The sequence below is a fragment of the Paraburkholderia sp. EG286B genome (genome assembly GCF_040965655.1).
GTDB lineage: Bacteria > Pseudomonadota > Gammaproteobacteria > Burkholderiales > Burkholderiaceae > Paraburkholderia.
The window spans coordinates 558245-573315 of record NZ_JBFRCF010000001.1 but is presented as its reverse complement, the minus strand read 5'-3'; the positions used below and the strand labels follow the sequence as shown (position 1 = coordinate 573315).

Annotated in this window: 7 protein-coding genes; 2 read left to right on the top strand and 5 right to left on the bottom strand. The window is 66.8% G+C overall.

Translation table 11 applies throughout. The annotated features are described in order from the left end of the window. Nucleotides 1-8: 8 nt before the first annotated feature. The 5 genes from glgX to AB4Y42_RS02685 form a co-directional block, all read right to left on the bottom strand. A complete protein-coding gene (gene glgX / locus AB4Y42_RS02705) occupies nt 9-2228 on the bottom strand; it encodes a glycogen debranching protein GlgX (protein ID WP_368693317.1) in 2220 nt (739 codons plus the stop codon). A gap of 68 nt (nt 2229-2296) precedes the next feature. Further along, complete coding sequence (glgB, locus tag AB4Y42_RS02700) at nt 2297-4513, bottom strand: 1,4-alpha-glucan branching protein GlgB (protein WP_368693316.1); 2217 nt, start codon at nt 4511-4513, stop codon at nt 2297-2299. After that, nucleotides 4506-7961, bottom strand: a complete 3456-nt coding sequence (gene treS, locus AB4Y42_RS02695; RefSeq protein ID WP_368689302.1) for a maltose alpha-D-glucosyltransferase — start codon at nt 7959-7961, stop codon at nt 4506-4508. Before treS ends, glgB begins: the two co-directional genes overlap by 8 nt. Then, complete coding sequence (locus AB4Y42_RS02690) at nt 7958-11452, bottom strand: maltotransferase domain-containing protein (protein WP_368693315.1); 3495 nt, start codon at nt 11450-11452, stop codon at nt 7958-7960. The genes treS and AB4Y42_RS02690 overlap by 4 nt, the downstream gene beginning before the upstream one ends. 329 nt (nt 11453-11781) lie before the next feature. Further along, the gene (locus tag AB4Y42_RS02685; RefSeq protein WP_368689304.1) at nt 11782-12438 is read right to left on the bottom strand and encodes a DUF1345 domain-containing protein; all 657 of its coding nucleotides are present in this window, start codon (nt 12436-12438) and stop codon (nt 11782-11784) included. 351 nt (nt 12439-12789) lie between these two features. On the opposite strand from AB4Y42_RS02685, the gene AB4Y42_RS02680 reads away from it, so the two are divergent. Continuing rightward, nucleotides 12790-13389, top strand: a complete 600-nt coding sequence (locus AB4Y42_RS02680; RefSeq protein WP_368693314.1) for a sugar dehydrogenase complex small subunit — start codon at nt 12790-12792, stop codon at nt 13387-13389. Nucleotides 13390-13459: 70 nt separating this feature from the next. Then, nucleotides 13460-15061, top strand: a complete 1602-nt coding sequence (locus AB4Y42_RS02675) for a GMC family oxidoreductase (protein ID WP_368693313.1) — start codon at nt 13460-13462, stop codon at nt 15059-15061. The last annotated feature ends 10 nt before the right edge of the window (nt 15062-15071 follow it).

Genomic DNA, 15071 nt, shown 5'->3' with positions numbered 1-15071 from the left:
TCCTGTTCCTATCCAGCGGCGGCTTCGTCCGGGCCCGCGGGGGCGCCCGAGCCGGAAGCGCCGGGCGTGCGGCGCGGGTCCGGCGTGGGCGCGTCGCCGCGCGTGCCCGCTGGCCGGTGCGTGTCGGCACGCGCCGGACGGGCGCAGAGCACGGCGAGCGCGCGCGCGGCCAGCTCGTACGTCGTGTCGGGCAGCGCGTAGGGCGCCGCGTCGGGCCGCGCGGTATCGAGCAGCACCTCCCATGCCATGTGCGGCGCGGGCGCCATGAACGTCACCGCGCCCTGCGAGGCGTTCAGCATCATTAACAATACTTCCATTTGGCCGTGGAGTCCCGCTCCCGCGCGCCGCATGGTGAACGCGCTCGCTTCCGGGTCGTGCCAGGCGTCGGGCGAGAGCGGCTCGCCGCGTTCGTCGAACCAGTCGATGTCGTGCATGCCGGGCATCAGTTCGCGCTCGCCGAACAGAAAGCGCGTTTCGTGCAGCAGCGGATGTTCGCGGCGCAGCGCGATCACGCGCGCGGCGAAACGCGTCATCGCCTTGCCCTGGGGCGTTTCGGCGAGCGCCCAGTCGAACCACGAAATGTCGTTGTCCTGGCAGTACGCGTTGTTGTTGCCGCGTTGCGTGCGGCAGGCCTCGTCGCCGGCGAGCAGCATCGGTGTGCCGAGCGCGATGAGGAGCGTGGCCATCATCGAGCGGGCCACGCGCGCACGCGTGGCGAGGATGGCGGGGTCGTCGGTCGGACCTTCCACGCCCCAGTTCGCGCTCCAGTTTTCATTGTGGCCGTCGCGGTTTTCTTCGCCGTTCGCTTCGTTGTGCTTGCGCTCGTACGAAACGAGGTCGGCGAGCGTGAAGCCGTCGTGCGAGGTGATGAAATTGATCGATGCCCAGGGCCGGCGCTTGCGTTTGTCGAACAGGTCCGCGCTGCCGGTCAGGCGTGCCGCGAGGTCGGCGCGCTGGCCCGGCGCGCCGCGCCAGTAGCGCCGCACGCTGTCGCGGAAGCGATCGTTCCATTCGGAAAAGCCGGGCGGGTGGTTGCCAAGCTGATAGCCGCCCGGGCCCACGTCCCACGGCTCGGAAATCAGCTTGCATTGCGACAGCACGGGGTCCTGGCGCAGCACGTCGAAGAAGCCGCCGTTCGGGTCGAAGCCTGCCGGTTCGCGCCCGAGCGTCACGCCGAGGTCGAAGCGAAAGCCGTCGATGCCGTATGAGGTGACCCAGTGGCGCAGCGAGTCGGCGACCATCTGCAGCACGCGCGGATGCGAAAAGTCGAGCGTGTTGCCGCAGCCCGTGTCGTTGATGAAGTGGCGCTCGTCGCCAGGCACGCAGCGGTAGTAGCTGGCGTTGTCGAGGCCGCGCCACGAGACGGTGGGGCCCATTTCGCCGCCTTCGCAGGTGTGGTTGTAGACCACGTCGAGCAAGACTTCGATACCTGCCGCATGAAGCTGCCGCACGGCAATGCGCATTTCGTCGGTGTCGTAGCCCACGAGGTAGCTGGGCTCGGGCGCGAAGAATGCGGCGGAATTGTAGCCCCAGTAGTTGCGCAGTCCGCGATCGATCAGAAAGCGCTCCGAGAGAAACGCGTGCATCGGCAGGATCTCGATGGCCGTCACGCCGAGATTGTGCAGATGCTCGATGAAACGTGGCGCCGCCAGCCCGGCGAACGTGCCGCGCATGTGCGTGCGCAAATCGTGCCGCTGCATCGAAAGACCGCGCAGATGCGCCTCGTAGATGACGGTGTCGCCCCACGGCGTGTTGGGGCGCCGGTCGCGCGACCAGTCGAAGTTGTCGTTCACGACCACGCACTTGGGCATGGCCGGGGCGGAATCGCGCCGGTCGATCGACAGGTCCACGCGGTTCGAATGCGCGCGGTAGCCATAGAGCGTGTCCGACCAGCGGAACTGGCCGATGAGTTGCTTCGCGTAGGGGTCGAGCAGCAGCTTGTGCGGATTGAAGCGGTGCCCGAGATGCGGCTGATAGGGCCCATGCGCGCGCAGGCCGTAGACGGTGCCGGGATGCGCGCCCGGCAGATAGCCGTGCCATACCTCATCGGTGCATTCGGGCAAGGTGTAGCGAGTGCGTTCCTTGCGGCCCGTGGGGTCGAACAGGCACAGTTCGATGCGCCACGCGTGGGCCGAGAACACGGCGAAGTTGGTGCCGAGTCCGTCCCACGTCGCCCCGAGCGGCCAGGGGGAGCCGGGCAGCAGGCGCTCAGGCGGACCGTTTGCCATGACGATGCTCCAGCTGTTGTTCTTCGTTTTGCATCGGGTTCCTGATCAAATCCCGCCGCTGCGCCGACTTAGCGGCGCAGGCGCAGGATCAGCGTGCCGAGCGGCGGCAGGACGAGTGCGGCCGACTGCGGCTTGCCGTGGCTCACCACGCTCTCCGTGGTGACGAGGCCCCCGTTGCCCATGTTCGAGCCGCCGTACACTTCGGCGTCGGTGTTGAGCGCTTCTTCCCACTGTCCCGGCTGGGGCATGCCGATGCGGTAGCCGTGGCGCGGCACCGGCGTGAAGTTGCAGATCACCACGATCTCGCGGCCCGAGCCGTCCACGCGGCGCCATGCGAGCACGCTGTTTTCGCTGTCGTCGGAAACCAGCCATTCGAAGCCGCCGGGTTCCGAGTCGAGCGTGTAGAGCGCGGGCTCGCTCGCGTAGAGACGGTTGAGGTCGCGCACGAGCGTTTGCACGCCGCGGTGCAGCGGGTCGTCGAGCAGGTTCCAGTGCGGCGTGCCGTCGTGATCGAACTCGGCCATCTGCCCGAACTCGCCGCCCATGAACAGCAGCTTCTTGCCGGGGTGCGCCCACATGAAGCCGAAGTACGCACGCAGGTTCGCGAACTTCTGCCAGCGGTCGCCCGGCATCTTGCCGAGCAGCGACCCCTTGCCGTGCACCACTTCGTCGTGCGACAGCGGCAGCACGAAGCGTTCGGACCACGCGTAGACCATCGCGAACGTCATCAGGTGATGGTGATAGCGGCGATAGACGGGGTCCTCGTGCATGTAGTGCAGCGTGTCGTGCATCCAGCCCATGTTCCACTTGAACTGGAAGCCGAGGCCGCCATCCTCGGGGCGCGCCGTGACGCCCGGCCATGCTGTGGACTCCTCGGCAATGGTGATGACGCCGGGGCGTTGCGGAACATATTGCGTTTCGTGATTGAGGCGCTTGAGGAACGCAATCGATTCGAGATTCTCGCGACCGCCATAGAGGTTGGGCACCCACTCGCCTTGCGCGCGCGAATAGTCGCGGTAGAGCATCGAGGCGACCGCGTCCACGCGCAGCGCATCCACGTGATACCGCGTGAGCCACGCAAGACCCGACGCGACGAGGAACGCGCTCACTTCGCGGCGTCCCAGGTTGTAGATCATCGTGTTCCAGTCGGGGTGATAGCCCTCGCGCGGGTCGGCATGCTCGTAGAGCGCCGTGCCGTCGAAATCGACGAGACCGTGCGCGTCGTTCGGGAAGTGCGCGGGCACCCAGTCGAGAATTACACCCAGCCCCGCCTCGTGCGCGCGGTCGACGAACGCCGCGAAGTCCACCGGCGCGCCAAGACGCGCGGTGGGCGCGAACTGCGAGAGCGGCTGATAGCCCCACGAGCCGCCAAACGGGTGTTCCGCCACGGGCAGCAATTCGATGTGCGTGAAGCCCATGCCCTGCGCGTAGGGGATCAGGCGCTCGGCGAGCGCGCCCCAGTCGGGCGCCGGGGCGTCGGCGCCTTGCGTGGGCAGCCACGAAGGCGCATGGACCTCGTAGACCGACATGGCCGCGCGCGCGTTCTGCCGTTCGGCGCGCGTTTGCAGCCACTCCTGATCGCGCCACGCGTAGTGGTCGATCGCCTCGACGGGCGCGACGATCGAGGCCGTGCCAGGCGGGCATTCCGTCTGCAGCGCACAGGGGTCGGCCTTGAGCGGCAGGACCGCGCCGCGCGCGCCGAGTATCTCGTACTTGTAGCGCGCACCGGGCGCCACACGCGGAATGAACAGTTCCCATACGCCGGCTTCGTGGCGCAGACGCATGGGGTGGCGCCGCCCGTCCCACGCGTTGAAGTCGCCCACCACGGAGACGCGCTTCGCATTCGGCGCCCAGACCGCGAAGCGCACGCCGGGTACGCCATCGCACGTCAAGGGCCGCGCGCCGAGGCATTCGAGCACCGCGTAAGGGTCGCCGTCGGCGAGGCGCACCAGCGCTTCGTACGAAAGCTGCGGGCCGAATGAATAGGTGTCCTCGATTTCCTGGCTCACACCATGCCAGTCGACCTCCAGCCGGTAGGGCACCGCTTCCGCGAGTGGCCCCGCGTACAGGCCTGCGGGATGCACGAGCGAGAGTTCGCCCAGCGTGTGGGCGCGGTCGCGCGCCACCACGCTCGCGCCCGAGGCGTTCGGCAGCCATGCGCGCACGTAAGGGGCGCCGTCCACCCAGTGCAGCCCGAGCACGGAGAAGGGATCGGAGTGGTACGCGCCGGCGAGTGCGTCGGCGTCGTGGGGATTCAGGCCGGCCTGGGGTGCGCGTTCAACCATGGCCACCTCCGCCGGAATGCGATTGCGTGGACTGTGTGGGCGTGAGTCCGAGCACGCGTGCCGCCAGCGCCGCGAGACCGCGTACCGGCAGCGCGAGCCAGGTGGGGCGGTTGGCCGCCTCGTAGCGGATCTCGTAAGCCGCTTTCTCGATCAGGAACAGGTCGAGCAGCGCCTGCTCGTGCGAAGCGCTGACGAGCGTGAGCGGACCTTCGGCGACGGCTGCGCGGTACTGGCTCAGGAACGCTTCGGCCGCATAGCCGCGGAAGCGTTCGAACAGGGCGCGCTTGCGATCGACGACTTGCTGCGGCGCGCTTTCGAGCGTCGATTGCGCGGCGGCGCCCGCATACGAGAGCGAACGCAACAGGCCCGCCACGTCGCGCAGCGGCGAGGCCTTGGCGCGCCGGTATTCGAGCGCTCGCGCGGGCTCGCCTTCGAAGTCGATCAGATACGCGTCGCCCTGGGACAGCAGGACCTGGCCCAGGTGGAAATCGCCGTGGATGCGGATGCGCGCGGCCTTGGTGTCGTCGGGCACGAGTTCGTCGACCTTCGCGACGAGCGCCTTGCGGCGATCGATCAGACTGCGCGCGAGGTCGCGTGCGTCTTCGTCGAGCGTTTGTTCGTCTTCGCCCGTATGCTGCGCGACGATGTCGAGTGCTTCGTTGAGCATGGTCTTCGTGTCGGCAATCCAGTTGCGCACGTCGTCGGGTGTGGCGGCAACGGGCGCGAAGGCTTCGTCGTCGCTGGGTTGGGAGAGCATCGCGTGCAGCTCGCCCAGGCGCTTGCCGATGGCGCCGATCACCGCGCAGTAGCCCTGCACGGCTTCCTCCTCGTGCGCCTGGTCGACGCTCGTGTCGTCGTCGACGGCGAGCGCGAGCTCGTCGATCGTGCGGCGCTGATAGTCGAGCGCCCAGTCCCACGCATTGCCCTGATTGTCGATGAAACCCTGCACGATGATGAGCGTATGCGGCACGCCCGCGGGATCGACACGCACCACTTCGCCATAGAGCGGCGCCGTATTCGCGTAGCCGAGCTTCGTGAGGTAGCGGCTCATTTCCGCTTCGGGGTGCACGCCCGCCATCAGCCGGCGCACGATCTTGAGCACGAGGGTTTCCGCGATCACGAGCGAACTGTTGCTCTGCTCAGCCGCGAGCCAGCGCACTTCCGGCGTCTCGCCAAGGTCGAGCTCGTCGAGGCGCTCCGTCGGCTCGAAGCGGATCGTGCTCTGCTGCACGGTGGGCACCGTAGCGCGCTCGCGCAACTTGCGCAGCACGCCATAGGCGAACCACGGCAGCGAGAACGCATCCGTGAGATAGCCCACCGTGCGGCCGCGCCGCACGCGCGAGAGCGCGAGCTGGATGTGCAGCGGCGTGGTGATTTCGGTGCCCCAGGTAATGGCGATCGGCAGAACGTAGCGCTCGCTCGTGCCATCCGCCAGCTCGGCCTCGATCTCCGTGAACGCGAAGCCCGCGCCGTAAATCGTCGTCAGTGCCGCGAGGCGCACGGCGCGCAGCGGCTTGTCCTTGGAGGCGAACCAGCGGCGACGCGAGAGCCACGAAGGCAGCACTTCCGATTCGAGCAGCCGCACGTTTTCGGGCGTCGCACCGGTCTGCCCTTCGCGGATCACCACGGTCACGAACTCGGGCAATTGCTCCGAGGTCGGCTGGCTCCACGAAGGCCGCTGATCGCCGGCGCTCAGGAGGAACCACAGGAAGCCGTAGGGCGGGAAAGTCAGCAGATAAGGCAGCTGCCCGATGGCCGGAAACACGGAGTCGGCCGTCATTTCGACGGGGGACATGCCTGCGAATTCGGAAAGATCGAGTTCCACCGCCTGCGGCGCGCGCGACAGGTTCGCCACACACAGGATCGGCGCTTCGTCGGGCATTTCGCGCAGGTACGCGAGAATCTTGCGGTTCGCGGGCCGCAGGAAGCGGATCGTGCCGCGCCCGAACGCCTGTTTGGCGCGGCGCGTGGCGAGCATGCGGCGCGTCCAGTTGAGCAGCGAATGCGGGTCGCGGCTTTGCGCTTCGACGTTGATGGCGTCGTAGCCGTAGAGCGAGCCCATGAGCGGCGGCAACACGAGCTGTTCGGGGTCGGCGCGCGAGAAGCCGCCGTTGCGGTCCGACGACCACTGCATCGGTGTGCGCACGCCATCGCGGTCGCCCAGGTGAATGTTGTCGCCCATGCCGAGTTCGTCGCCGTAATAGATCACGGGTGTGCCGGGCATGGAGAGCAGCAGCGAGTTGATGAGTTCGATGCGGCGGCGGTCGCGTTCCATGAGCGGCGCGAGACGCCGGCGAATGCCGAGGTTCAGGCGCGCGCGCCGGTCGCTCGCATAGGTGTTCCAGAGGTAGTCGCGCTCGGAGTCCGTCACCATTTCGAGCGTGAGTTCGTCGTGATTGCGCAGGAAAATCGCCCACTGGCAGCTCGGCAGCAAGTCAGGCGTCTGCTTCATGATGTCGAGAATCGGGAAGCGGTCCTCGCTCGCGATCGCCATGTAGAGGCGCGGCATGAGCGGGAAGTGGAACGCCATGTGGCATTCGTCTTCGTTGCCGAAGTACTCCTGCACATCTTCCGGCCACTGGTTCGCTTCGGCCAGCAGCATGCGGTTCGGGTAATGCTCGTCGATGGCCGCGCGTATGCGTTTGAGAATGCCGTGCGTCTCGGGCAGGTTCTCGTTGTTCGTGCCTTCACGCTCCACGAGATAGGGCACGGCGTCCAGACGCAGCCCGTCGATGCCCATGTCGAGCCAGAAGCGCATGACCTGCAGCACTTCGCGCAGCACGGCCGGATTGTCGAAGTTCAGGTCGGGCTGGTGCGAATAGAAGCGGTGCCAGTAGTACGCGCCGGCCACCGGGTCGTGCGTCCAGTTGGACGGCTCCGTGTCGATGAAGATGATGCGCGTGCCCTGGTACTTCTGGTCGGTGTCGGACCACACGTAGTAGTTGCGATGATTCGAGCCGGGCTTGGCGCGCCGCGCGCGCTGGAACCACGGGTGCTGGTCCGAGGTATGGTTGATGACCAGTTCGGTGATCACGCGCATGCCGCGCGCATGCGCTTCCTGAATGAAGCGGCGCACGTCGGCGAGCTGGCCGTAGTCGGGGTGCACGTTGCGATAGTCGGCGATGTCGTAGCCGTCGTCGCGGCGCGGCGAGGGATAGAACGGCAGCAGCCAGATCGCCGTGACCCCGAGGCTGGCAATGTAGTCGAGCTTCGCGAGCAGGCCAGGGAAGTCGCCCACGCCATCGTTGTTCGCATCGAAGAACGATTTCACGTGCACCTGGTAGATGATCGCGTCCTTGTACCAGAGCGGGTCGTCGGACAGCATCGACGGCTTGCCGCGCCGTTGCGTGCCGCGTTCCTCATCGTGCGGATCGTGTGCGGTCGAGTCTCGCGTGACGGTCTGCACGTTCGTTGCCACAGGCTCGTGCGTAGCGGGGTCGCGTTTCATGTCGCTCCTCCGGGCGGGAAGTCCGCGTCCAGTTCGGGATGGCCCTCGATGTGCTCATCGGCGTGTTCAGGCAGCGGTTCTTCGCGCGGCAGGCCCTTCGCGGGCTCGATGCGCCAGATCGCAAACGCTCGCGCATGCGGGTCGAGCCGCACGTGCTGCCAGCGCCCACGCCACTCGAAGCGCTCGCCCGTCATTTCGTCGATCACATTGAGGGGGGCGTGGTCGTCGAGGTGCCAGCGCTGGAACGTCGCCCACGAAAGTTCGAAGTCGGCGCCCTGCTCGTTGAAGGCATCGAGATTGATCGCCACGACGAGCACGTTGTCGCGCGCAGGCGTGGCCTTCTCGAAGCAGAGCAGCGAGTCGTTGCGCGCGTCGAGGAAGGTGATGCCGAGATGCGTGTGCAGCGCCGGGTTGGCGCGCCGGATGCGGTTGAGCGTGGCGATCTCCGCGACGATATTGCCGGGGCGATGCCAGTCCCAGGCGCGCAGCTGATATTTTTCGGAGTCCAGATATTCCTCCGAATTGGGCATGGCGCGTCCTTCGCACAGTTCGAAGCCGCAGTACACGCCCCACAGCCCGGAGAGCGTCGCGGCCAGCGCGGCGCGGATCAGGAAGCTCGAACGCGCGCCGGTCTGCAAATGGCGCGGATTGATGTCGGGCGTGTTGACGAAGAAGTTCGGCCGATAGAAGTCGCGCACCTCGGTCTGGGCGAGTTCCGTGAGGTACTCGGTGAAATCGCGCTTCGATTCGCGCCACGTGAAATACGTGTACGACTGCGAGAAGCCGAGCTTGGCGAGCCGGTACATGAGGCGCGGCCGCGTGAAGGCTTCTGAGAGGAAGATCACGTCGGGGTGGCGTGCGCGCACGTCGGCGATCATCCATTCCCAGAACGGCAGCGGCTTCGTGTGCGGATTGTCCACACGGAAAATACGCACGCCCGTGTCCACCCAGAACAGGATCGCGTCGCGCAGCGCGAGCCACAGATCAGGCTTCGAGTCGTGCGCGTAGAACTCGGGGTTGACGATGTCCTGGTATTTTTTCGGCGGATTTTCGGCGTAGCGCAGCGTGCCGTCGGGCCGCCATGCGAACCAGGTGGGATGCGCCTTCAGCCACGGGTGGTCGGGCGAGCATTGAATCGCGAAGTCGAGCGCGATTTCGAGGCCTTGCTCACGCGCCGCGGCAAGCATGCGGCAGAAGTCCTCGAGTGTGCCCAGTTGCGGATGCACCGCGGTGTGGCCGCCTTCGGCCGCGCCGATGGCGTAGGGGCTGCCCACGTCGCCGGGCTGCGCATTGAGCGTGTTGTTGCGCCCCTTGCGGTTGGCGAGGCCGATGGGGTGGATCGGCGGGAAGTACAGCACGTCGAAGCCCATTTCGCGGATGCGCGGCATCTTCGCGATCACGTCGTCGAAGGTGCCGTGGCGCGATTCGTCGTCGCTCATCGAGCGCGGGAAGATCTCGTACCAGCTCGCGAAGCGCGCGGCGCCACGCTCCGCATCCACGCGATTGACGATCGTATCGCGCGAAAGAAACGGCCGATGGCGCGCGGCGCGCACGGCCGCGGCCGTCGAAGGCGCGGCGATGATCGCGCAGCGTGTTTCGGTGTCCGCAGCAATGAAGCGTTTGACGATGGCGTCGAGCGTTTCGTTGCTGCGCTTCTGGTCGTCGTCGCCCACGCCCGATGTTTCCGCAGTGGCGAGCACGAGCGCGAACAGGCGGCTCGCTTCTTCGAGCTCCAGATCGACGGGCTGGTTCGCCGCGCGCTTCTTGTGCAGATGTTCCGCAAGCGAAGCGAAGTCGTCGCGCCACGCGATCACGACATACTCGTAGCGTCCGATGCGATCGAGCGGAATGTGGCCCGCCCACAGGTCGGTGCCCGCAGGCGGCACGGCCGTCATCGGCGATTCGTGCCAGGCGGTTTCGTCGGCGGCGCGCCAGAGCACGGCGGCGTCGATGCGGTCGTGGCCCTCGGCGAAGATGGCCGCGCGTACTTCGCAGCGCTCGCCCACGGTGCGCTTCGCGGCGAAGCGGCCGTGATCGACCGAGGGCTGCGCGCTTTCGATGGCGATGCGGGGCGCGGCGATCGCTTCGAGCACGCTCTTGTGTCCACTCGTGTCGGTCTTGCCGCGATCTTCGGGCGGCGCGAGCACCACGAGCGGGCTCGCGAGCGCGCGGAACATCCAGCATGCGCCCGCGGGCAGCGTGAACGTCTCGGGGATCGCGCTGGCGTCGCGCGGCGCGGGCAGGCGCGCGCCGCGCAGCGTTTCGGCGTCGAGCGGCGCGAAGCGCGTGAAGCCGCCAGGCACACCGTCGAGCAGGCGCGCGAGATCCACGCGCACCGGCGCGGCGAGCGCGGGATTGATGAGCGTGAGGATGGCGTCTTCCGCGTCGCGCAGGTCCGCGCGGTCGCCGCGCAAGAGCGCCGCGACGCTGGCGCCGGGGCCATTGAGCGCGCGCAGTTCACCGTTGGTCTGCAGCGCCCACGTTTCGCGTTGCAGCGCGTTGGCGTGCGCGACATCGGCGCTCAGATCGAATGGCGCGCGCGCCTTCGCGGCTTCCCACGCCTGCGCGCTGTTGCCGCTGTGCGAGGTCGCTTCGTCCACGCCATATTCGAAACCCATCGGCATGAGCCAGCCGGTGCCGAGCGCGGCTGCCGCACGCAGCATGCGGCGATACGCGCGCTCGACCGCGCGCGCATCGGCAGCGCCTTCCTGGTCGTGCGCGTAACGCGCGCCATAGGGCGCTTCTGGAAACGTTATCGGCGAGCCCACGCGGCGCAACGCGGCGTGCTCCTCGACCATCCAGCTCGACGAGAAGTCCCACCAGCGCAGCGAGGAGAAGGCCGCGTCGAAGCCCGCACCTTCGAGGTGCGCGAGCGCCTCGCGCGGCAGGCCAGGCGTCGCGGCGAGCCAGCGCGCTTGCGGAAAGCGCGCGCGTACGGCATTGAAGATCGCGCGCAGCACATGGGGCGGCGTGCGGTGCGGCGAGTCCACGCGAAAGCCGCCGATGCCCGCTTCGACGAGCGCGATGGCGCGCGCCGTCCACCATGCGATGAGCGGCGCGCTCGCGCGCTCGAAATCGGCATAGGCGACGTTGGCTTCGCTGTGGCCGTGGCGTGGGTCGAGGCGCGCGTCTTCGGGCTCGAAAGGGTGGAACCACTCGGGATGCGCGGCGTAGAGCGCGCCGTCGGCGGCGCTGCGATCGAGGACGAGATCGGCGAGCAGCGTGACGCCGCGCGATTGCGCCGCGAGCGCGAGTTCGCGCACGGCGTCGTCTGCGGAAAGCGGGCTGCCGAATGCCGCGTTCAGGCGCGCGTGGTCGGCGACGACGCGGTCGTCGCCAGACGCGCCCGAGGCGAACAGCGCGCCGATCAGGACGTGATCGAAGCCCAGCGACGCCGCGCGGGCGATGTGCGCCGGCCACGCGTCGAGGGGTCCTGCCAGGACGGAATGGACGAAGTAGATCCGCGGCGCATAGGCGTGGGGGGGTTCCATCGGTCGTATTCCAGGTACGTCAGGCGAAGGGGATGCAAGCCGGGGTTAGCCGAAATGCGATCGCGCCGCCCGGGGGCTGCCGGAGCGTGCCGCGCTGCGCGTGGTGGACAGGCACCTGTTCAGAGTAGTGCAAGAGCAGGCCGGAACCAAACCGCTTGCGCCGCGTGGCGACTTGCGGGGGAGTCGAGCAAGGCACATGCCCATGCGCGACCCAGGCGCGCGGCGCCGCGTGCAGGCGCACGTTCGCAAAGGCTGGGCGCAAAGACGGGGGATTCGAGCGGAGAAAGCGGCGGCGATTGCCGGTATCCGTTGCAGCGGAGAAAAACGGCTCAGCTACCGACCATGCTCGCGGCGATGTTCACGCACAGACCTAGCACAGAAACGTTGAAATAGAACGACAAAATCGATTGCGCGAGCACGCCGCGCCGCGCGCTGCGTCCGCGCAGGCCGATATCGGCGGTTTGCGACGCGCAGGCGATGGTGAACGAGAAGTACAGAAAGTCCCAGTAATTCGGCGTGAGCTTTTTGTCGGGAAACACGAGGGCGGGCTCGTTGGGATCGGAACCGTAGTAGAGGCGCGCGTAGTGCAGCGTGAAGATGGTGGGGATGAGAAACCACGCCCCGATGAGCGTGAGCCCCGTGAGCAGCGAATGCAGCACTTTCGAGGCCGTGCCGAGATCCTTCGTCGTGCCCAGCTCGATGACGATGGCGACGATGCTCGCCACTGTTGCGATGCAGATGAGAAACAGCACGGTGCCGGCGTTTTCGTCTTCGCGGCGGGCGTTCGCGCGCACGCTCTCTTCGTTTGCTAACACCATGTGCAGCCAGATGAGCACGAGGTAGGTCCATACCGTGGCGTCCCAGCCGAGCAGGACGCGCGCGGAAGTATGGATCGAGGCGGGCGCGAGCAAGCCGAGCACAACACCCACCGTGATGGCGATCATCAAGTGCGGCCGGTTGCGTAGTACCAGCGGGATGAGGTTCATGGCGTGGCGCGGGGTGGCGCGGGTTAGCAATCGATTGCGGCGATTCTACCGTGCGTGGTCCGCCGGGGTGACGCGCTGTTTGCTGTTATGCCGGGCATGCAAGCTTTCGGTTTGTCTTATCGGGCCTTTCGGTTTGTCTTATCGGGCCATAAGGGGCTATATTGCTTGCGCAACGCGGCAGCGCGCTTTCGCAGGCAGCGCAACGATGGTGCATATGCAGTGATCCGCGTTGAATGACGATAGCAAACGTTGTTGGTATGACCTGGTTTCAGGCGCCGCCCGCGCCGGCGGCAAGCGTGTTTCGCCCCCAGCCAGGGGAACCTGGCGGGATCGACCTCATCTGGAGTGCCCATGACAGATGTGACACAACACGGGATGTCTCAGGCGCCGCACGATCTTCCCGCTGTACTCGAGCGCCTTGGCCGTCCCGGCCGCAGGCGTTTCGTCTCGGGAACGTGCGCAGCGGCGCTGCTCGCCTTCGCGGCTGCCGGGCGCTCGCGCGCGCCGTTCGGCATGGGCCGCGCTTTCGCGGCGACGCCGGCGAGCGCATCCGGCAGCGGCTATGACGCCTTCATCAAGCTATCGCAGCGCCTCACCGGCCGCACGAGCTTCGACGCCGTGCTCGGCAAGCGCGTCTATGCCGCGCTCGACCACGCGAGCAGCCAGTTCGACGCGAACGTCGCGACGCTCAACACCTGGATTCAAGGTCACGGCGGCGTGCCCTCCGATACCGTGACCGCCGCACTCGAGCCCGATCAGCCGGAACTCGCCTCGATGGTGGGTGACATCATGCGCGCGTGGTATCTCGGTCTCGTGGGCGAGATGCCGAAGGTGCAGGTGGTGGCCTTCGAAAAGGCGTTGATGTTCGACCCCGTCAACGACGTGCTCACGATTCCCTCGTATTGCCGCGACGTGCCGTTCTACTGGAAGCACAAACCCGCAGGCGAATAGCGGCGCAACGGGCACGCGCATCACGGCCGCGCCAGGCCCCCACAACGAAAGCCAAAGGATGAGGTCGACAATGGCGACAGGACATTCCGCCGACGTGGTCGTCGTCGGTTCCGGCGTGGCGGGCAGTCTGGTGGCGCACCAGCTCGCCCGGGCCGGCGCTTCCGTAGTGTTGCTCGAAGCGGGGCCGCGCCTCGCGCGCTGGCAGATCGTGGAGAACTTCCGCAACTCGCCCGCCAAGGCCGATTTCGCTACGCCCTATCCGTCTGTGAGCTACGCGCCGCATCCGGAATACGCGCCGCCCAACGAGTATCTCGTGCAGAAGGGCGATTATCCGTACAACTCACAATATTTGCGGCTCGTGGGCGGCACCACGTGGCACTGGGCCGCCGCCGCGTGGCGTTTGCTGCCGGCGGACTTTCGTTTGAAAACACAGTACGGCGTGGGTCGCGACTGGCCCTATCCCTACGAGACGCTGGAGCCGTGGTATCAGCTCGCGGAAGAGGAACTGGGCGTGTCCGGACCGGACGCGACCTACGATCTCGGCTCGCCGCGCGCGAAGCCGTATCCAATGAGCATGCTGCCGCTTTCCTGGATGGATCAGCGCTTCTCGCAAGTACTGAATGCGAATGGCTTTCACGTGGTGCCCGAGCCGGTCGCGCGCAATAGCCGCCCGTTCGATGCGCGTCCCACCTGCTGCGGCAATAACAACTGCATGCCGATCTGTCCGATCGGTGCGATGTACAACGGCGTGGTTCACGCGGACAAGGCCGAGCGGGCGGGCGCGAAGCTCGTGCCGCAGGCCGTGGTCTATCGTATCGAGGCCGACAACAAAGGGCTCGTTACCGCGGTCCACTACAAGGACCCGAGCGGCAGAAGCACGCGCGTGACCGGCAAGCTCTTCGTGCTCGCCGCGAACGGCATCGAGACGCCCAAGCTCATGCTGATGTCGAAGAGCGATGCGTTTGCCCACGGCATCGGCAACAGCTCCGACCAGGTGGGCCGCAATCTCATGGATCATCCGGGCACGGGCATCACGTTCATGGCCAACGAACCGCTCTGGCCGGGGCGCGGGCCCATGGAGATGACTTCGGTCGTGAACTTCCGCGACGGCGCGTTCCGCTCCGCGTATGCCGCGAAGAAACTGCATCTGTCGAACGCGGTGCCCACCATGGCCGTCACGGCTGCGCTCATCAAGAACGGCCTGACGGGCGGGGAGCTGGACCGGCAGATCCGCGAGCGCACGTCGCGTACGCTCACCATCAACAGTTTCCACGAGCATTTGCCCGAACCGCAGAACCGCGTGCTGCCCTCGGGCGAACACAAGGATGGACTGGGCATTCCGCAGCCCGAGATCTATTACTCGATCAACGATTACGTGAAGAAGAGCGCGGCGAACACGCATGAACTCTATGTGCAGATCGCGCAGCTTTTCGGCGGCACGGACATCGCGTTCGACGACACCTTCGCGCCCAACAACCACATCATGGGCACGACGATCATGGGCGCGAGTGCCGCCGATTCGGTCGTCGATGCCGATTGCCGCACGCACGATCATGCGAATCTGTTCGTCGCCAGCAGCGCGGTGATGCCCTCGGCCGCCTCGGTTAACTGCACGCTGACGATTGCCGCGCTGTCGCTGAAGCTGGCCGACAAACTGCGCCACGAGCTTTGATACGAGCCAG